The 18,005-nt window shown below is 59.7% G+C and carries 14 protein-coding genes and 2 pseudogenes; 11 read left to right on the plus strand and 5 right to left on the minus strand.

What is annotated here, in order from left to right; all coding sequences use genetic code 11:
- The first annotated feature begins 1 nt into the window (after position 1).
- Complete coding sequence (locus G9X67_RS30610) at positions 2-793, plus strand: crotonase/enoyl-CoA hydratase family protein (protein ID WP_171600387.1); 792 nt, start codon at positions 2-4, stop codon at positions 791-793.
- A 53-nt stretch (positions 794-846) separates the two neighbouring features.
- Here the strand turns inward: G9X67_RS30610 and G9X67_RS30615 are convergent, their stop codons facing one another.
- The 3 genes from G9X67_RS30615 to G9X67_RS30625 form a co-directional block, all read right to left on the minus strand.
- Positions 847-2,634: a methyl-accepting chemotaxis protein gene (locus G9X67_RS30615; RefSeq protein WP_171600389.1), complete on the minus strand. Its 1,788-nt coding sequence runs from the start codon at positions 2,632-2,634 to the stop codon at positions 847-849.
- A gap of 226 nt (positions 2,635-2,860) precedes the next feature.
- Positions 2,861-5,044 (minus strand): DUF1217 domain-containing protein, encoded by a 2,184-nt coding sequence (locus G9X67_RS30620; protein ID WP_171600390.1) that lies wholly within the window; start codon positions 5,042-5,044, stop codon positions 2,861-2,863.
- A gap of 240 nt (positions 5,045-5,284) precedes the next feature.
- The gene (locus tag G9X67_RS30625) at positions 5,285-5,932 is read right to left on the minus strand and encodes a TetR/AcrR family transcriptional regulator (RefSeq protein WP_171600391.1); all 648 of its coding nucleotides are present in this window, start codon (positions 5,930-5,932) and stop codon (positions 5,285-5,287) included.
- Between the two features lie 164 nt (positions 5,933-6,096).
- On the opposite strand from G9X67_RS30625, the pseudogene G9X67_RS30630 reads away from it, so the two are divergent.
- The 8 genes and pseudogenes from G9X67_RS30630 (at position 6,097) to G9X67_RS30665 (ending at position 14,118) form a co-directional block, all read left to right on the plus strand.
- A pseudogene (locus G9X67_RS30630) lies at positions 6,097-6,968 on the plus strand (EF-hand domain-containing protein).
- Positions 6,969-7,287: 319 nt separating this feature from the next.
- The gene (locus G9X67_RS30635) at positions 7,288-8,580 is read left to right on the plus strand and encodes a flagellar hook protein FlgE (RefSeq protein WP_171600392.1); all 1,293 of its coding nucleotides are present in this window, start codon (positions 7,288-7,290) and stop codon (positions 8,578-8,580) included.
- Between the two features lie 13 nt (positions 8,581-8,593).
- A complete protein-coding gene (flgK, locus tag G9X67_RS30640; RefSeq protein WP_171600393.1) occupies positions 8,594-10,054 on the plus strand; it encodes a flagellar hook-associated protein FlgK in 1,461 nt (486 codons plus the stop codon).
- 2 nt (positions 10,055-10,056) lie between these two features.
- Positions 10,057-11,103 carry a flagellar hook-associated family protein gene (locus tag G9X67_RS30645; RefSeq protein WP_171600394.1) on the plus strand — a complete coding sequence of 349 codons (1,047 nt, stop codon included), beginning with the start codon at positions 10,057-10,059 and terminating at the stop codon, positions 11,101-11,103.
- 11 nt (positions 11,104-11,114) lie between these two features.
- Positions 11,115-11,489 (plus strand): DnaT-like ssDNA-binding protein, encoded by a 375-nt coding sequence (locus G9X67_RS30650; RefSeq protein WP_138388896.1) that lies wholly within the window; start codon positions 11,115-11,117, stop codon positions 11,487-11,489.
- A 155-nt stretch (positions 11,490-11,644) separates the two neighbouring features.
- Positions 11,645-12,538, plus strand: a complete 894-nt coding sequence (locus G9X67_RS30655; protein ID WP_138332882.1) for a DUF6502 family protein — start codon at positions 11,645-11,647, stop codon at positions 12,536-12,538.
- Positions 12,535-13,614: a DUF5666 domain-containing protein gene (locus tag G9X67_RS30660; protein WP_171600395.1), complete on the plus strand. Its 1,080-nt coding sequence runs from the start codon at positions 12,535-12,537 to the stop codon at positions 13,612-13,614. Before G9X67_RS30655 ends, G9X67_RS30660 begins: the two co-directional genes overlap by 4 nt.
- Before the next feature lie 255 nt (positions 13,615-13,869).
- Positions 13,870-14,118 (plus strand): hypothetical protein, encoded by a 249-nt coding sequence (locus G9X67_RS30665; RefSeq protein WP_171600396.1) that lies wholly within the window; start codon positions 13,870-13,872, stop codon positions 14,116-14,118.
- Between the two features lie 151 nt (positions 14,119-14,269).
- Here G9X67_RS30665 and G9X67_RS30670 read toward each other — a convergent pair.
- Positions 14,270-14,337, minus strand: a pseudogene (locus tag G9X67_RS30670) (plasmid stabilization protein); the annotation flags it as partial.
- Positions 14,338-14,576: 239 nt separating this feature from the next.
- On the opposite strand from G9X67_RS30670, the gene G9X67_RS30675 reads away from it, so the two are divergent.
- Together G9X67_RS30675 and G9X67_RS30680 are read left to right on the plus strand one after the other, a co-directional pair.
- The gene (locus G9X67_RS30675) at positions 14,577-16,394 is read left to right on the plus strand and encodes a HAMP domain-containing methyl-accepting chemotaxis protein (protein ID WP_171600397.1); all 1,818 of its coding nucleotides are present in this window, start codon (positions 14,577-14,579) and stop codon (positions 16,392-16,394) included.
- 115 nt (positions 16,395-16,509) lie between these two features.
- Entirely contained in the window at positions 16,510-16,905 is a 396-nt protein-coding gene (locus G9X67_RS30680) for a DUF4112 domain-containing protein (RefSeq protein WP_138332874.1), read from the plus strand.
- Positions 16,906-16,932: 27 nt separating this feature from the next.
- Here G9X67_RS30680 and G9X67_RS30685 read toward each other — a convergent pair whose 3' ends face one another.
- The gene (locus tag G9X67_RS30685; RefSeq protein ID WP_171600398.1) at positions 16,933-17,889 is read right to left on the minus strand and encodes an ROK family protein; all 957 of its coding nucleotides are present in this window, start codon (positions 17,887-17,889) and stop codon (positions 16,933-16,935) included.
- Positions 17,890-18,005 lie beyond the last annotated feature (116 nt).

Raw genomic sequence — 18,005 nt, forward strand, 5'->3', positions numbered from 1 at the left:
AATGGCCGACACTGTTTTGATCGACAGCCGCGACGGAATCGCCGCGCTCACTCTCAATCGCCCGGAAAAGCTCAATGCGCTGAATTACGCCTTGATAGACCGCTTTCTCGCGATCCTCGACGCCATCGAAACCGACAATTCAATCCGAGTGATCATCCTCACCGGCGCAGGCGAGCGGGCATTCTCGGCGGGCGGCGATATATACGAATTCTCAGAAAGCGTGGCGCAGGGCACCGATGTCGCCATGCGCGATTTCGTCGCGCGCGGGCAGCGATTGACCGCGCGGCTGGAAGCCTTCCGCAAACCCGTCATCGCCGCCGTCAACGGCCTTGCCTTTGGCGGAGGCTGCGAAATCGCTGAGGCAGTGCCCCTCGCCATCGCCAGCGAACGCGCCCTGTTCGCCAAGCCCGAGATCAATCTTGCAATGCCGCCGACCTTTGGCGGAACGCAGCGTTTGCCGAGGCTGGCCGGGCGCAAGCGCGCCCTCGAATTGTTGTTGACGGGCGACACATTCTCCCCGCAGCGCGCCCTCGAACTCGGCCTTGTCAACCAGCTTGTCCCGCATGACGATCTCATACCGGCCGCCCACGACCTCGCGCGCCGCATTCTGCGTCATTCGCCGCTGGCGGCGGCGACCATTCTGACGGCGGTGACGCGCGGCATCAACCAGAGCATTGCGGAGGGGCTGCTGATCGAAGGCGAACAATTCGCCCGCATAGCGCCAACCGCCGATTTGCGCGAAGGGCTCGATGCCTGGATTGAGCGTCGCAAACCGAGCTATCCCGGTTCGTGATCGCTCGATTGATTTGTCGCCAATACTGCTGAAGCATGGCTCAGTCGGCGTAATCAGAACTCTTCCCAATCAGACGTCAGCGCGACGGCCGCCGACCCGCGCTGGATGGATGCGAGGGACGAATTACGAACGACTTTCAAAGCCGTCGGTGCGGCAGGGTGACGATCCGCCTGCGCAAACGAAGACCTGGATCTCGGTGCATCGTTGAAACGGAACTGTTCGAGAAGCTCGAAGAGCGCCGCGGCCTCTCGTGCAAGACCGTGGCTCGCAGCCGTCTGTTCCTCGACCATTGCGGCATTCTGCTGCGTTCCCTGGTCGACGGTGTTGATGGACTGGCTGATCTCCCCGAGCGCAGTCGATTGCTCGCGCGCCGCCTCCACGATCGCCGTGACGTTGGTATTGATTTCGTGAACCTGACTGGCGATTTCCTGGAGCGCGGATCCGGCATTCGTGACGAGGGCGACGCCGTTTGCGACATGGGAACCGGACGCTGTGATCAGGCTCTTTATCTCCTTGGCAGCTTTCGCCGACCGCTGCGCCAGCTCACGGACCTCCTGGGCAACGACCGCAAACCCCTTGCCGGCCTCCCCTGCTCGTGCCGCCTCTACGCCGGCATTGAGCGCCAAAAGGTTCGTCTGGAAGGCAATCTCATCGATGACACCGATGATATTGGAAATTTCGCGTGACGAGTTTTCAATCTGGTCCATCGCTCCGATGGCGTCACGCACCACCTGGCCGGAATGCTCGGCGTGATTTCTGGCGCGCCCCACGAGTTGACCGGCCTCCTCGGCGCGGCGGCTCGAATCCTTGACCGTCGTCGTGATTTCCTCAAGGGCGGCGGCCGTCTCCTCGACGGATGCCGCTTGCTGCTCGGTACGCTTTGCCAGGTCGTCGGCCGCTGTGCGGATTTCGTTGGAACCGGCTGAGATCGCCTTGGCATTTTCGGCAACCGTTGCCATTGCGCCCTTCAACTTCTCCGAGGCGCTGTTGAAGTCGGCACGCAGCCTTTCCAGCGAAGGAATGAAAGGCTTCTGGATCATCTGCGACAGGTCGCCGTCCGCAAGATTCGTCAGGCAACGGGCAAGTTGTTCGACATTTTCGACGCGCGCCGTGACATCGGTTGCGAACTTCACGACTTTGAACACTTTGCCGTTCAGGTCGAAAATCGGATTGTAGGAAGCCTGGATATAGACCTTCCGTCCGCCCTTGCCCACACGCATGAATTCGTCGGCAACCAGCTGGCCGCTCGCAAGTTTCCGCCAGAATTCCTTGTAAGCCTCTGACCTCGAGTAATCGGCTTCACAGAAGATCGAATGATGTCTGCCCTGGATTTCGGCAAGCGAATAGCCAAGGGCGGACAGGAAGTTGTCGTTCGCGGTCAGGATTTCGCCGGCCGGCGTGAATTCGATGATCGCCTGAGCCCGAGACAATGCGTCGATCTTGCCCGAATCCTCGACAGACCTCAGCTTCTGCGCGGTGATATCCGTTGCAATCTTGATGACCTTGACCGGCTTCCCGCGTCGGAACACGGGATTGTAGGATGCTTCGATCCAGACCTCGCGGCCGCCTTTTCCAAGGCGCTTATATTGCTGCTGGTCGAATTTCCCGGCTGCGAGCTTCGTCCAGAAAGCCTTGTATTCCGCTGAGGATACATAGGCAGGCTCGACAAACATGCTGTGATGTTTTCCGACAATCTCCCTCAACTCGTAGCCGAGCGCCCTGCAGAAGTTTTCGTTCGCGGTGAGGATCCTGCCCGATAGATCAAACTCGATCATGGCTTGTGAATTCGATAAAGCGGCAAGAGCCGCGACAGCATTTGCACCGCGATCAAGAATATTCACGCGCAATCCCCCTAGATTCCGTTGCTGTCAATCCAGCCATTTCGGAAATATTCGCCTATGCTTATTAATGGGGATTTAATTATGAATATAACGTGCAGGATATTTTTGCTTTCAACCAGCGCTGCCTTCATCAGGCGCATCCTGGCAAAGGCAGCCGGCCCCCTGCCCTGCCGGCAGGCAGCGATGCACCTGCGTCAGGCTCTTCGGGAAGGGGCTTGCAGGCCGCTCAACCGCTTTTCAATTGCGCCATGGCAAGCAGGGTATCGGCGCTTATCGTCGCCGAGCCGGTCAGGATCGAAAGTGCCGTCGACGTGGTGCCTGTGCCGTTGGCCATGTCATACATGGCAGTGAAGCGTTTGATCAGATCGTCGACTTTGTCAGGATCCGACAGATCCTCGATGTCGATAAAATTGTCGATCATCTCGGCTTGCTTGTCGACATCCATGTTCGAGACGTAACTGGACAGGTTGAAGCTCGTCGTAAAAAACTCGAAGAGCGCGCTGTCGCCCAGAATGTCGTAGGCGCTCGAGATTTCCGGCGCCTTGCGCTGGAAGTAGAGGGCAAGGCGCACGCCGGTGTTGCTGTCGCCTTGATCATCCTCGAGCGTCAGCCTGACATAGGCGTCGATCGTCTCCAGCACGTCGCCGCGCTGCTGCACCGTCCCGGTCGGATCGGCCGAAATATTGCCGTCCTGATCGAAATTGAACGCGCCGACGAGTTCGGCGAAACGATTATCGTCCAGCTTGTTGACGTAACTGTCTTCGTCGTCGAGATCGGAAGAAAACATCTTCTCCAACTCGTCCGACGTGACAGCATCAGGATCGAGCCCCTTCGCCTCGAGCACGAAGGAAACCAAGCGATCGTCGGCCAGGAATTCGCTGGCCGTGGTGATCGTCGCCATCTGCTCGCGAAAATAGGTGATCTCATCGTCCGCCGCGTCGGTCGCTTCCGTCAGCTCGTCGCCTTCGAGATATCGGATCTTGTCCTGCTTGTAATAGGCGGCATAGTCGTCGACGACGGATCCCGACATGGCCTGCAGCGGAACGGTCACGTCGCCATTGTTGTCGAAGTTGAAGGCTTTGCGAAAGGCGACGAACCGGTCATCGCCGAGGCTGTTGACATAGCTCTTCGAGTCCGAGGGATCGCTTTCGAGAATTTTCCGGACCTCGCTTCTCGAAACGCTGTCCGGGTCTATGTCAAAGGCTCGTAACGCCATTTCCCACAGTTCCGGGAGATCGTCGTTGTCGTCATCGTCGTCGTCATCATTCGACATCAGGAAATCATCGATCGAGGTGACGCTGGCGATGCGTGTCGTATAGTTGTCGGTGGCGTCTTCGGTGTCGGTGTTGGCGATCAGCACCTCATAATTTTCATCGAAGGCCGCCGTGGTGGCGGCGGTCTGTTCCGATGTCTGGGCTGTGTCGCCATCGGCAAGCGCGCCGTCTTCATCGAAATTGAAGGCATCGTGCAACTCGGACAAGCCGATCGCGTCGGCGATATCAGCGCTTTTCAGCGCCGCGGAAATGAAGTTATCGGTCTCGCTATCGGTAAGCCCATAGGCAGTTCTCAGATAGGAAACCAGTTTGTCGTCGCTCATCAGCTCATCGACGGAGGTGACGTTGCCGATTTGCGCCGCGAAATAGGTGTCATAGGCCTCGCCGGTTTCCGAGGAAGCGATCGTCGCCGAGGCCACCGCATAAGCGCTTGTGACCAGCGAGATCTGATTTTCCGAGATCACGTCGCCGTCGGTCGAGCCATCCTCGTTGAAGTTGAAGGCCTTCGCCAGGTTGACATAGACCTCGTCGTCGAGCTGGTTGACGAAACTATCGGCATCGTCGAGATCGCTCGTCAAAACACTCTTCAGGAAGCTGGTCGAGGTGTATTCGGTGCTGAGCCCGAAAGCCGTCAGCACATAGTTCTTCAGCTTCGAACTCGACAGAAGATCGTCGACCGAGGTGATCGACGAGATATTCTCTTCGAAATAGTCCGTCGCGTCGGCGATATCGTCCGCCTCTGTGTCGAAGGACTCCTCATAAGCATCGAGCAGATTGTCCCGTTGCACGTCCGATTGCGCCGTCTTCGTCTCGCCGGCGAATTTGAAGGCGGCAGCGAACTCGGCATAACGGGTGTCACTCAAGCTGTTGGCGAAGCTCGATGAATCGCTGAGATCGCTCTCCAGCACCTTCTTCATGAAGGCCTTGGCATATGTCATGTCTTCAAGGCCGTAGGCCTTCATGGCATAGGAATAAAGCTTGTAATCGCTCATGAATTCATCGACGGTCGTGACCTTGTCGATGTTTTCCTTGTAATAGGCGCTGTCGCGGGCAACCGTTGCCTGTGAAGCCACGTTCGAGAGGCTGGCGTTCAGATTTCGCGCGACCGTGAGATAGCTTACATAGGTGGAAACCAACGTCTGTCCCTTTCATAGGCACGGCGGTGCCGCGCGAAAGCCTGCCGGCAGTCACGGGTGAACATTTTCATCTCTGCGGGAATGTCGTCGCCGGTCATGGCGAAGCGTAGCCACCTACATGTGGCCGAATCAACTTAATAGAACTCCATGGTTCTATAATTCATCCAATGCGGGATTGGAAGCGAAAGTCAAGGGATCGCGTTTTGCCGGATGAAAGCGCGAGGAGCGAATCTGAGCGCTTTAAGTGGCGCCAACGCCTGCGGCAAAGATGGCAATGCCGCGGCGAAGATGGGCAAACAGTTGAGCCCGATCGGGCCAGGCCTGCGCGCGCCCTTCCGGCGGACCCATGCCGCCGAGGATCATATCCATCAGCATCCGGGCTCCGCTCGCCGTATCGTCCAGCGTCAATCTGCCTTCCGACCGGCGTTCGCCCAGCCAGTCGGCGAGATGCTGGCGGCTGGCAAGCATGCCTTCGCGCTGCAGGATATCGACAAGTTCGGGAAATTGCGCCGCCTCGCGAAAGACGAGTTGCAGGAAGCCGGTGCGATCCGCATCCTTGTCCTCATCCATATCGATCATGAAAATGCGCTCGAGGCTCGCGGCAATCGAGATATCTTCGGCAGGCCTGGGCAGATCGAGCATCAGGCGTCGATGCGCGCCCACCACGGCAGCAAACAACTCTTCCTTGCTCTGAAACAGCTTATAGAGCGTCTGCTTCGAAACGCCCGCCTCGGAGGCGACGATCGCGGTCGTGCTTCCGGCATAACCGTATTTGACGAAAACGCGGCCGGCGACTTCGACGATATGCGCCCGCTTATCCTCGTCGCTGGAAACTTTCGGCCGGCCCCGTTTGCGCGGCTCGTCCGCAGGTTCGTCGATAATATCCATGACGGTCTAGACCACCCTGCCGAAACGCGTGCCGACGACCTGAGAACGCAGACTACGATTTCTGAGGGGCAATTTTTTCGGTTGTGGCATTAGTGATTTCGATTTAGAGAACTTATCAGTTCTGTAATGCGTTGCATCCTCACCCTCCTAGCGATGGAGCGCTTATGACGACCATTTCCGCTGCAACATCAGTCTCTTCCTATTCCTATAGCAAGTACCCGACATCCGCGTCCGAGGAGATCCTATCCTCTAATACGGTTTCGTCGGCAAAAGCAACCAAAAGCGGGCAGCTCGATGAAGACACGTCCAGCAGCGCAAACTCCTGTCTCAACTGATGACACTGTCGATGAACCGCTTCTCCGATCAGTCGGTATCGGGCGAGGATGAGGATGGCGGCGAAGGCATGGACGTTGCCCAATTGGACAGCGATGGCGACGGCTACGTGAGTAAGGCCGAGTTCGTCGCGGCCCGGCCGTCCGACGTGACGGAGGACCAGGCCAACACGCTTTTCGACAGCTTCGACAGCGAAAGCACCGGCTCGCTATCGGTCGATGCGCTCGCCGAGGCCATGTCCGCTCAGCAGTCGCAACGCTCCGGCGGACCGCCACCTCCGCCCGCCGGTGATGACGATCTTGCATCCCTGCTCTCCGATCTCGATACGAATGGAGACGGCTCCATCAGCAAGGACGAGTTCGTCGCAGGCCGGCCGTCCGATGTGACGGAAGACCAGGCCGGCACGCTGTTCGACAGCTTCGACAGCGAAGGCGCAGGTTCGCTATCGGTCGATGCGCTGACCGAGGCGATGTCGGCCGAGCAGTCGCAACGTTCCGAAGGACCGCCACCGCCGCCGCCCGCAGAAGACGACCAGTCTCAATCCCTGCTCTCCGATCTCGATACGAATGGAGACGGGCTCGTGACATTGGACGAGTTCATGGCGGGCAAGCCCGAGGACGTCACCGAAAGCCAGGCGAGCCAGCTCTTCGATCTGCTCGACACATCCGACACCGGTTCATTGTCCGTTCAGTCCGCGGGCTGACGGCGGATACGGAGCGTCGCCGTTGCCGTTGCTGGAGAAACTGCAATGAGACGATCTGAAAGCGGCCCGGCAGTGGAGCTGGCAGAGCCTTCAGCCGGGCCGCTCCTGAAATGCTGAAACATTGGTGCGCCGCCACAGGCGCACGATACTAGCGCGCGGATGAGCCGAAGCGCCTATCGCCATCACGGGGTCAGTCCAGACAATCAGATCATCGACCGGTGTCGGCCTTGCCCGGCGCCAGCGATGTCGTGCGCCCGCAATCCGGGCCCTGGAAGCCCCTCGTCACATGGCATGTTCCCAAACCTTAAAGGATCGAGCCATGAGCATTTTTGGAAGCATGAAAACCGCCGTCTCCGGCATGAGCGCCCAAGCAAACCGGCTGAGCACGGTTTCCGACAATATCGCAAACGCGAATACCACCGGCTACAAGGCCGTTTCCACGTCCTTTTCGTCGCTGGTCCTGCCGTCTTCCTCGGGCAATTACAATTCGGGCGGCGTTCAGACATCCGTGCGCCAGGCGATTTCCCAACAGGGCGACATTTCCTATACGACTTCGGCCTACGACCTGGCGATCTCGGGAGACGGGTTCTTCATCGTGGAAAGCGCCGACGGCACGCCTGTGCTTACCCGGGCCGGTGACTTCTCGGTCGACAGCGACGGCAATCTCGTCAACGGTGCCGGCTTCACGCTTATGGGATATTCCTATGATTCCGGCGTACCGGCAGTGGTCGTCAACGGCTTCGACGGCCTGGTGCCGGTCAACGTATCCCAATCGGGCTTGAGCGCCGTCGCTTCGAGCAGCGCCTATTTCAGCGGCAACCTGAACTCCGAAGCGACCGTCGTCACGGATACGACGACGCTGCCGAGCGCCAATACGGCAAGCGTCACCGACGACACGCAAAAGATGTCGCTGGTTGCCTATGACAGCCTCGGCGGCACCGTCCAGTACGACTATTACTTCACCAAGACCGGCGTCACGACGGATGCAAGCGGCGCGGTCACCGGCAGCACCTGGGAGGTCGCGGTTTACCGCAATGCCGATGCAGCCACTGGCAGCACGACGTCCTTTCCCTACTCTTCCGATGCCGTGAGCGTTGCAACGCTCTCCTTCGACGCCGATGGCCAGCTGACCTCCGCAACCGACACCGACATCGTCGATCCGGTGACGGCAAAGACGATCACCATGGACTATTCCGACTTCACCCAGCTTGCCTCCGACTTCTCGGCGACGGGCTCGGCAGACGGCCAGGCCGCAAGTGCGGTGAGCTCGGTGTCTATCGGTGCGGATGGCGTGGTGTCGGTCTCCTACGCGAACGGCGCGACAAAGGCTCTCTACCAGATCCCTCTCGCGACGGTCGCCAGCCGCGACAATCTGACGCTGCTCAGCGGCAACGTCTATAGCGCCAACGGATTGTCCGGCGTCACGGTCACCGGCTTCCCGCAGACGAACGGGCTTGGCTCCATCCAGTCCGGCGCTCTCGAAAGCTCGAACGTCGATCTCGCCGGCGAACTGACGGAGATGATCGAGGCGCAGCGCAGCTATACCGCCAATTCCAAGGTGTTTCAGACCGGCTCCGATATCATGGATGTCCTCGTCAATCTGAAACGATAGGGAGGGCGCCGGCATGTCGCTCACCTCCGCCTTGAACAACGTGCAAAGTATTTTCAACAATACGGGCCAGCAAAGCAGCGTCATCTCGACGAATATCGCCAATGTCGGAAATTCCGACTATGTGAGACGGGAGGCGTCGGTGACGACGTCTCTTTCCGGCGCCCAGGTCGTCAGCATCAGCCGGGCGCAGGAAACTGCGCTGCTTGCCCAGTATCTGCAAACGAATGCCAAGGACAGCGCCCAGCAGACGCTGGTGACGGGTCTCGAAAGCCTGAAGTCGCTGGTGGGCGGCAACGACTACGAGACCTCGCCGAGTACCTATCTCACGGCATTCCAGCAGGCGCTCCAGACATTCGGCACGTCGCCGAGCAGCACGACCGCCGCGCAATCGGCCGTGACCGCCGCGCAGGATCTCGCCAATTCGCTCAATACCGCAAGCGACGGCGTCCAGTCGATCAGAGCCGAGGCGGATGCGGAGATTGCCACACAGGTTTCCACCCTGAATACGCTGCTGTCGCAGTTCGAGTCGGCCAACAATGCGGTCAAGCTGGCGACATCGACCGGCACCGATACATCCTCGGCACTCGACGAGCGTGAAAAGCTCCTGAAGCAGATCTCCTCGATCGTCGGCGTCACCTCCACCCTGCGCGACAATAACGATATGGCGCTCTACACCTCTGATGGCACCGTGCTGTTCGAGACCATTCCCCGCACCGTCACCTTCGCGTCGACAGCAACCTACGTTGCAGGAACGGAAGGCAATTCCATCTATATCGACGGCGTTGCGCTCGACGCCGGCGAGGGATCGACGACGAGTGCCTCGGGCAGCCTGCAAGCGCTGCTGCAGCTTCGCGACGAGATCGCCCCGACATTCCAGACCCAACTCGACGAGATCGCCAAATCGCTCGTCCAGATCTTCTCGGAAACAGACGGCAGCACCAGCGCGCCGGGACTTTTCGTCTGGACGACGGCGTCAGGCGCAACCGGGGGAACACCTGCTGCTTCCGACGATACGACAGGGATCGCCTCCACCATCTCGGTCAATCCAGCCGTTGTCACCAGCGAGGGCGGCGATGCGACGAAGCTGCGCGATGGCTCCATCAGCGGGATCACCGATCTCAACACCTCGGGAGACAGCGGCTTCTCGGACAATCTCGACGCCCTGTATGAGGCGCTGACGGAACAGCGCTCGTTCTCTTCCGACGCCGGTCTCTCGACGTCGCAAAGCCTGACGGACTATGCCAGCGCCTCCATCGGCTGGCTCGAGCAATATCGAAGCGACGCCACGTCGGCCTCCGAAACCACAGCGGCCGCCTTGTCGCGCTCCGACGAGGCCTATTCCAACGAAACCGGCGTCAACCTCGACGAGGAACTGACGCTGCTTCTCGACATCGAACAATCCTACAAAGCGGCGACGAAGATCCTGAACGTCATCGACGAGATGTTCCAGTCGCTCCTCGACATAGCGAGCTAGTCATGAAAGCATCTTTTGTCTCATCATCGGCGATGCAGAATGTTTTGCGGCTCACCATCAGCCAGTCCCAAAACAAGCTGCAGCAGGCCTCGACAGAAGCGACCACGGGAACCTACGCCGATATCGGCGTATCCCTCGGCGCCGGCGCTGCAAAGTCGATCAATCTCACCAGCGCCATCGCCCAGGCCGCCTCGTTCAAGACGAGCAATGCCGTCGTCGAATTGCGCATGGACGCGTCGCAAACCGCCCTTTCGAGCCTCAAGGATGCCGGGGACAGCCTGGTCTCGAATTTGACCGCGCTCCAGGCGAGCCAGGATACGACGAGCATCGCCGTTGCCCTGCAGACGGCAAGCGCCACGATTTCGCAGCTGGTCTCGACGGCAAACACGTCAGTCAATGGCGAGTTCCTGTTCGGCGGAACGAACCTCGACAGCCAGCCTCTGACCGATCAATCCTCGGCGGTCTCGGCTACAATCGTTTCGGCTCTAAACGATTATGTAACCGGTCTCGGAAAAGACGTCAGCGAATTGACGGGCGAAGAAATCGGCAGCTTCATCACCGACACGGTCGAGCCGATGTTCTCCGAGAGCGCCTGGACGGACGCTTCCGAAGGCTGGTCGGCCGCTTCCAGCACCGACATGACGAGCCGGATCAGCGGATCGGAAACCATCACCTCGTCGGCCAGCGCCAATTCCGAAGGCATGCGTTATCTCGCGCTCGCCTCCGTCGTCGTCTCTGCCCTCTTCGGCCAGGATCTCAGCTCCGACGCGCAGAGCACCGTCGCATCCAAGGCGATCGCCTATGCGGCGCAGGCGACCTCCGGGATCGTGACGCAGCAAAGCGAACTCGGCCTCGCCCGGGAACGGCTCGAAAAGGCAAATGACGCGCTCGACGCTCAATCCACTCTGCTTCAGGGAAACCTCGTCGATCTCCAGGGAGTGGATACCTATGAGGCCTCGACGCTCGTCAACCAGCTGCAGACGCAATTGGAAACGGCCTACACGCTCGTTTCGAAACTCCAGAGCCTGAGCCTGGTCAACTATCTCTGACGGATTGAAAAATGCGGGAATTCAAGCAGTTGCAGATACCGGCCTTGGCGAAGGAGCCCAACACGACCTGTTCCGAAATCGTGGCGGAGGCGGCCTTCGCGCTTGCCTCCGGCATCATCGATACGATCCCCTTCGTCGGCAGCAAACTCGACGAGCAACAGACGCGGGCATGGCCGCGATCGGGTGTCTTCACGGATGACGGCGTCGAGATGACCGCTACGCCGCCTGAAATATTCGAGCTTTGCGAGTTGCTGGCAGCCCACATCGAGAAAGGCACCTCATTCGACGTTTTCGAGGTTTTCCACAAGATTGCACGCATCGACCGGCTGATCGACTGGCGCCACGGCGCAGTGCTGTCACCCGAGCCCCATCCGGTAACGCATTGACAGAAGACGCAAAATGTCTTCCCAATGGCGGCGCGTTCACGGCCGCGCCGCCAGCAAGCATGGCATAGGCTGGTCTTGCATAGGGCTTGTCCGTTGCGGCAGTCTGGACTTTCCCATAGGGGAGACTGAGGACGATTGCCGAAGGTCTGCCGGCAATGGTCTTTCAGAGACCGAGTGTGTTCTTGATGTCGAAGCCGCGCGCGAAGCTACCCTTCTCCGAAGAGACCTTGCAGTCCATGCTGATCCGCGTGCTTCGCCCGCTGGTCAAGCTCGCACTCGCCTCCGGCTTCAACTTCATCTCGTTTTCGACCGTTCTTCGCCGCCTCTATATCGAGGTCGCAGAGAAGGAATTCGCGCTGCCGAACAAGAACCAGACGGATAGCCGCATCTCGCTTCTGACCGGCATTCACCGCAAGGACGTCAACCGGCTGCGCGGTCAGGTGCTTGCGGCATCCTTCCTGACCACCGGCGTTTCGCAGACGAGCCGCATTCTCGCCAGATGGCTTGCCGATCCGTTTTATTGCGATGCGGAGGATCGGCCGAGTGCCCTGCCCCGGACCTCCAGCGACGGCGGCCCGTCATTCGAGAGCCTGGTGAGTGACATCACCAAGGACGTCCACCCCCGCTCCATCCTGGACGACTGGCTGGATAAAGGCATCGTCGTTCTCGATCAGAACGGCTGGATCCAGCTCGACCTCTCATCGATCGTCCCAAATGCCGGTGACGAAGCCCGTCGGCATTATTTTACGCGCAACCTCCGTGACCATGTGCAGGCGTCGGTCATGAACCTGATGAACGAGCCTCCTCCCAACTTCGAACGCGCGGTCCATTATGACGGGATATCACCTATTCTGGCCGCCCGGCTCGACGAGATCGCGCGTGCAGAAGGAATGGCGTTGCTCCTGAAGCTCAACAAGATCGCCCATCAGGCCATCAAGGACGACCCCGGCGGCAACAGCCGCTGGATCGCTGGGCTCTATGTCATGACGGAGGAGGGCGAGGCCGATCTTCAGGCAGACGCCGCATCCAAGACGGAGACGGACGAATGACCCCGTCGGCGATTTCGAGAAGGCAATTTCTGCTGGCCGGAATAGCGCTTCAGGTTCTGGGGCCCAAGATTGCCGCCGCGCAGCCGACGGGCACCAGCGATCATGGCATCGGCGGGTCCGGTCTTTCCATTCAGGGCGGCGGGGAGAACGAAGATCACGGGATCGGCGGAACGGGCATCGTCGGGACCATCCAGGGCTTTGGAAGCATCATCGTCAACAACATCCACATACCGTTCAGTGCGACGACACCGATCGAAATCGACGGCCGACGGGTTCGCGCGAGCGCGATGAAGGTCGGTCATGTCGCCCGGGTGCTGCTGACGGGCAAGCTTGCCGCCCGCATCACGATCGCCAGCGAAGTCCAGGGCCGCATCGACCGGATAGACAAGACCGGCATGACCGTATTGGGGCAGACGATCGACACGACGGGTGTCGTGACGAAGGGCCTGCGCAAGGGCAAGCGGGTCGCCGTGTTCGGCATCCGCAAACCTGACGGTACGATCATTGCCCGGCGCATCGAGCCCCGCTCCGTTTCCGAAGGCGCCCATGTTCGAGGCATCCCCGTCAAGAGCAGCAATCGCGTCTTGATCGGCGGCCTTTCGCTTGGAAGGACGCATGGATACCTGGCCGGCAAGCAAACGCTCGTGCGTCTCAAGGCCGTCGCCGATCGATTGATCATCACGCGCATTCAGGCTGAACCCCTGGTGCCGGGCTTGAAAAACGGCATCGTCAACGTCGAGACCTTCCGGCCGACGGATAAGGACGGGCCGGGCGCAGGCCCCAGAGGGGCCGCGCCTTTCGGCTCGATGCCGCCCTCTCCTGATGGTCATGGCTTCGTCGATATCGGCGTGCGGGACTCAAGCAGAATGACCGGCTTTCCCGACGGGCGCATTCCGGACGGCTTCGGTTCTCGACGTCCAGGAGGCCCTTCGGATCGACCGCCGCCCGATCGTTCGCCCTTCGGCAGAGGCGGGCCGGACCGAGATTTTTCCGCTCCGGATAGAGCGGGGCCGCCACCGCAGGACGGCCCGCCGCCTGGGCCGCCGCCACCGGGTCCGGGTCCGGGTCCGCGCTGAAAACGCTGTCGCCGCATGTTGACAAATGGGAAATTTTCCCATTTATTGTTCATGCGAATTCTGCTTCGGGTGATTCCAGGGAGGGTTTGCCGATTGGCTAACGGGTCCGCCCCACACCCGCTAGCCAATCGTTTGATTTTCAATCGTTCTGAGACTGTCAAACCCATGTTCCTGAGTCATCGCAGGAATGGCCCATCTGGTAGGCTGGATGGCGCCATCCGAACCAAACCGTCATCGCCCAAGAGGAAACAGGAATTGTTTTTGCTGGAACGCGAACCGGATATGTCGGTGGAGATGGACGAACCGACCATCGTTGCAACCTGGGAAAACCGCGCTCAAATCATCGAAATCATGAGCAGCGCGCACCAGACGAGCCAACAATTTGAACAGCTTTGGCAGAGCAGCGGCGGAACGGGCCGACTCAGTCAAGATGATTCGGATAAGTTGGTCGAGCTGCTGCGAAAGATCGGCGACCTGAATGAAACTCTCATGCGATTGGCCTGAACGGCGTTTAACGCGCGACAATCGACCCAATCAGAAGCCAACCGCTTGACACTCTCCCGCGGAGCTTCGACACTAGGAGAAAGCACGGCAGGTTGCGAGTGCGTACCCATTCGAGGGCACGCTCAACAATGTCGGCTATCGAGCGGTTTCATGGCCGCCAAGCCGGTGAGCAAGATCACGCGCTTTTGCGCTTCGTACGGAAAGCGGAGGTTCAGCCATGCCGATCTCCTTTGCGATGAATGTAATGTCGCCTTGAGCCGTCACGATGGCTGGCGATGGTTTGGTACCACGGCTTAAACCTATCAACCCAATTTTGGACGGTTGCCCCAGACCTGAAAGAGCTGGCTAAAACCCCGACATCAAAAGAATTAACCATATTTCAGTGTTCTTGCCAAATAATGCCGTACGTAGATCGGGCCCCTCGAAGTAGAGAAGCCAAAAGTTATTTGGAGACAGTCTTGGCATTCACCATTGCTCGCAGTCTGGTGGCGTTCGGCGTCGCCGTTTCAGTAGGCCTTTTCATGTCGATCGGATTGCAGCAATCGGCGCTTGAACGGCTGAAAGTCAACGGGCCGGTTTATGAGCAGGTCGTCTACGGCAAGGATTTGATCGCCGATATTCTGCCGCCGCCGCTATTTGTGGTCGAATCCTACATGCTCTCCTTCGAGGCGAGCAAATTTCCCGAACTCACAGATACCAACCTTGCCAAGATCGCCAATCTCAAGGCCGCTTATGACGACCGCCGCGCCTATTGGAAAACCACCCGGCTGCCGCAGGCTTTGAAGGACGAGCTTGAAAACGATGTCATCGCCAAAGGCGATGCATTCTGGGGAGTGATGAACCGTGAGATCATCCCGGCCCTGAATGCCAAGGACGAAGACAAGGCGCATGGTGCGATCGAACAACTGCGCGTCGCCTTTCATTCGCACCAGGACGCGGTCGAGAAACTCGTTGCCAATTCCGACGCCTTCCTGAAGGGCGAGGAGCGCAATGCCGCCTCGGAGATCGTCACCTGGACGATCTATGCGGGTGCTGCAGGCTTCGGATCGTTCGCGCTGCTGCTGGTGGGGCTTTATCTCCTGCGACGCCGGGCGATCGTGCCGCTTGATGGCATGAAGGCCTATATGGGCAATCTTGCCGAAGGCGATTTTTCGACCGAAGTTCCCTATGCCAACCGGTCAGACGAGATCGGCGCCATGTCCAAGGCCGTCGCGGTATTCCGCCGCAACGCACTTGAGCGGCAGGACGCACAGAAGCGTGAGACCGCACTTCGCGATGCGGAATTCGAGCGTGAACGCAGCCAGCTGGCCGAAAAAGCCGCCGAGGAACAGATCCGCGAAGCGGTGATCGATCAGCTGACATATGGACTGGAACAGCTATCGACCGGCAATCTCGATTGCCGGATCAAGACACCCTTCGCCGCTGCCTACGAGACTTTGCGCGCGAAGTTCAACGACAGTATGGACGCGCTTTGCGCTTCGATGGCGGAGATCGCCCAGACCTCCAAGCAAGTGGGCAGCTCCTCGGCCGGCATCACCGATGCAGCCGACAGTCTTGCGTCGCGCACGGAACAGCAGGCCGCGATGCTCGAAGAGGCGACAGCCGCGCTCGATGAAATGAATATTAAGGCCAAAGACGCCTCCGACCATGCCGGCAGGGCGACAGGCATGATGGCCGAGACCCGCACCAGCGCCGAACATTCGGCAGCCGTCGTTCGCGAAGCCATCGCCGCCATGGAAAGGATCGAAGGCTCGTCCTCCCAGATTGGCGCCATCGTCAATGTCATCGATGAAATCGCCTTCCAGACCAATCTTCTGGCGCTCAATGCCGGGGTTGAAGCAGCGCGCGCCGGCGAAGCAGGCAAAGGTTTTGCCGTCGTCGCACAAGAAGTGCGTGAACTTGCCATGCGCTCGGCCAACGCCGCCAAGGAGATCAGAGCTCTGATCTCCACCTCCTCCGCCCAGGTCTCCACCGGCGTGGACCTCGTCAACCGCACAGGCAAGGCGCTCCTGGAAATCGAAGGGCAGGTCGAGCAGGTTGCCGGCCTGATCGCCCGCATCGTTTCGGTGTCCTCCGAACAGGTGGTGGCGATCGGCGAGATCAACGCCTCCGTCAACGCGCTCGATCAGGTAACCCAGCGCAACGCAGCCATGGCCGTCGAAACCGCCTCGGCCTGCCGGGCGCTTGGCGGCCAAACGCAGACGTTGGAAGGGGTCGTAAACCGCTTTCAGATCGACGCGGCCGCCAGCGGCTCAAGACCGCGAAGGGCTGCCTGACGCGCCGTCGATCTTCCTACCCGCTTCACAGGCGAACCTTATTGGGTTTGCATCGTTTCAAGGCAATGGAAAATCACAATGAGGCGGAGCGATTGCTTGCGCCAAAAGGCCGCTGATGCCAACCTCAACCCGCGCGAAACACCTGACGTCCATCGAACTCGGAAGAATTCGGCGCGCCGTCGGCATAGCGCGCCTGATGGATACCGCGGTCAGACTGCCTGTCATCGGCGTGCGTATCGGCGCGGACTCAATTCTCGGCCTCATCCCCGCCATCGGCGACATTGCCGGATCCCTCATCGGTCTTTTCATCATCGATGAGGCAAGACGTCTCGGCATTCCCACCCACAAACTCGCCCGCATGGCCGTCAATCTCGGCATCGACGCCGCCGGCGGAACGGTTCCGCTGCTTGGCGATCTCTTCGACGTCTATTTCAAATCTCATCGTCGAAACGTCGGCATCATTCTCGACCACTTTGGGATCAGCGAAGACGAGTTGAACCGGCGCATCTGACCAAGCCTGTCGCCTCGAGGGTCTGGATCAGGTCCGAACGCCATTCCCCGTCAGAAACGCCAGAGCCGCTGCGCCAACGAGGCCCGAGTTCTGATCCAACGCCGCCAGCACCACTTTGACATCCTTGAATGCCGGCATTGCCCATTGCGCGATGTAGCCTTGAATGCCCGGCTGCAGCCGGTCGAACTCGTGGGAAAGCCCGCCTCCCATCACGATGATATCGGGACTGAAGATATGGATCAGGCTGGTGAAGCCGCGACCGAGAATTTCCGCTTCCTCGTCAATCAGTTGATTTGCGAGACGATCGCCATTTCTTGCCGCCGCAAAAACGCTGCGGCTGTCGATGGCGCCGCCATCGCTGCCGATTGTCGTCCCGCTGGATTCCATCGCCCTCATTTGGGCGCGGCGCGCAAAAGCCGTTCCGGATCCGTAGGCCTCGAAACAACCCCTGTTGCCGCAGGGGCAAGGCTCTCCGTTCGGCACGACCGACATGTGCCCGACATGGGCTGCCATGCCCTTGCGGCCGCGCACGACGCGACCATCCGACACAACGCCACCGCCAATGCCGGTGCTCACGGTGACATAGACCAGATTGTCGAGCCCTTTGCCGGCTCCGAACTGCCACTCGCCGATGGCGGCGGCAATCGCATCGTTCTCGAGGTCGACCGGAAACGAAAACCGCTTCTGCAACTCCGCCTTCAGTGGAAAGTCGACAAAGCCTGAGAGCGTCGGGATATTCGAGGCGACGCCGGCGACCGTATCGAGTGGACCCGGAGCGGATACGCCGACGCCCACCACAGAAGCGGGGTTCGATGCTGCAAGCAGTCCATCGGTCAGGCCGCAGATTTGGGCGAGCACGCGGTCGGGGCCTGCCAGCGCATCCGTCGGTTCGGCTGCGCGCGCCAGGATCCTGCCCTGCTCGTCGACGAGGGCAGCGCGCACCTGCGTCCCACCGAGGTCGATTCCAATGGCAATCTGCTGCATGTGAAGACCATGAGTTAGAGCAATTCCAGGAAAAGTGCGAAGCGGTTTTCCGTCCGGAATTGCGTAAAAACAAAAGGATAGAGCGGTTCTGCGCCTCCGTTAAAAGCTGAACCGCT

Origin of the sequence: Rhizobium sp. WYCCWR 11152, from assembly GCF_013087615.1 — a bacterium.
Classification (GTDB): Bacteria; Pseudomonadota; Alphaproteobacteria; order Rhizobiales; family Rhizobiaceae; genus Rhizobium; species Rhizobium indicum.

Excerpts from the sequence above, each read along its gene's own strand:
- G9X67_RS30610 (WP_171600387.1), top strand. The coding sequence starts at position 2 with ATGGCCGACACTGTTTTGATCGACAGCCGCGACGGAATCGCCGCGCTC.
- G9X67_RS30650 (WP_138388896.1), top strand. The coding sequence starts at position 11,115 with ATGCGGGAATTCAAGCAGTTGCAGATACCGGCCTTGGCGAAGGAGCCC.
- G9X67_RS30655 (WP_138332882.1), top strand. The coding sequence starts at position 11,645 with ATGGTCTTTCAGAGACCGAGTGTGTTCTTGATGTCGAAGCCGCGCGCG.
- G9X67_RS30635 (WP_171600392.1), top strand. The coding sequence starts at position 7,288 with ATGAGCATTTTTGGAAGCATGAAAACCGCCGTCTCCGGCATGAGCGCC.
- G9X67_RS30680 (WP_138332874.1), top strand. The coding sequence starts at position 16,510 with ATGCCAACCTCAACCCGCGCGAAACACCTGACGTCCATCGAACTCGGA.
- flgK (WP_171600393.1), top strand. The coding sequence starts at position 8,594 with ATGTCGCTCACCTCCGCCTTGAACAACGTGCAAAGTATTTTCAACAAT.
- G9X67_RS30685 (WP_171600398.1), bottom strand. The coding sequence starts at position 17,889 with ATGCAGCAGATTGCCATTGGAATCGACCTCGGTGGGACGCAGGTGCGC.
- G9X67_RS30660 (WP_171600395.1), top strand. The coding sequence starts at position 12,535 with ATGACCCCGTCGGCGATTTCGAGAAGGCAATTTCTGCTGGCCGGAATA.
- G9X67_RS30645 (WP_171600394.1), top strand. The coding sequence starts at position 10,057 with ATGAAAGCATCTTTTGTCTCATCATCGGCGATGCAGAATGTTTTGCGG.
- G9X67_RS30625 (WP_171600391.1), bottom strand. The coding sequence starts at position 5,932 with ATGGATATTATCGACGAACCTGCGGACGAGCCGCGCAAACGGGGCCGG.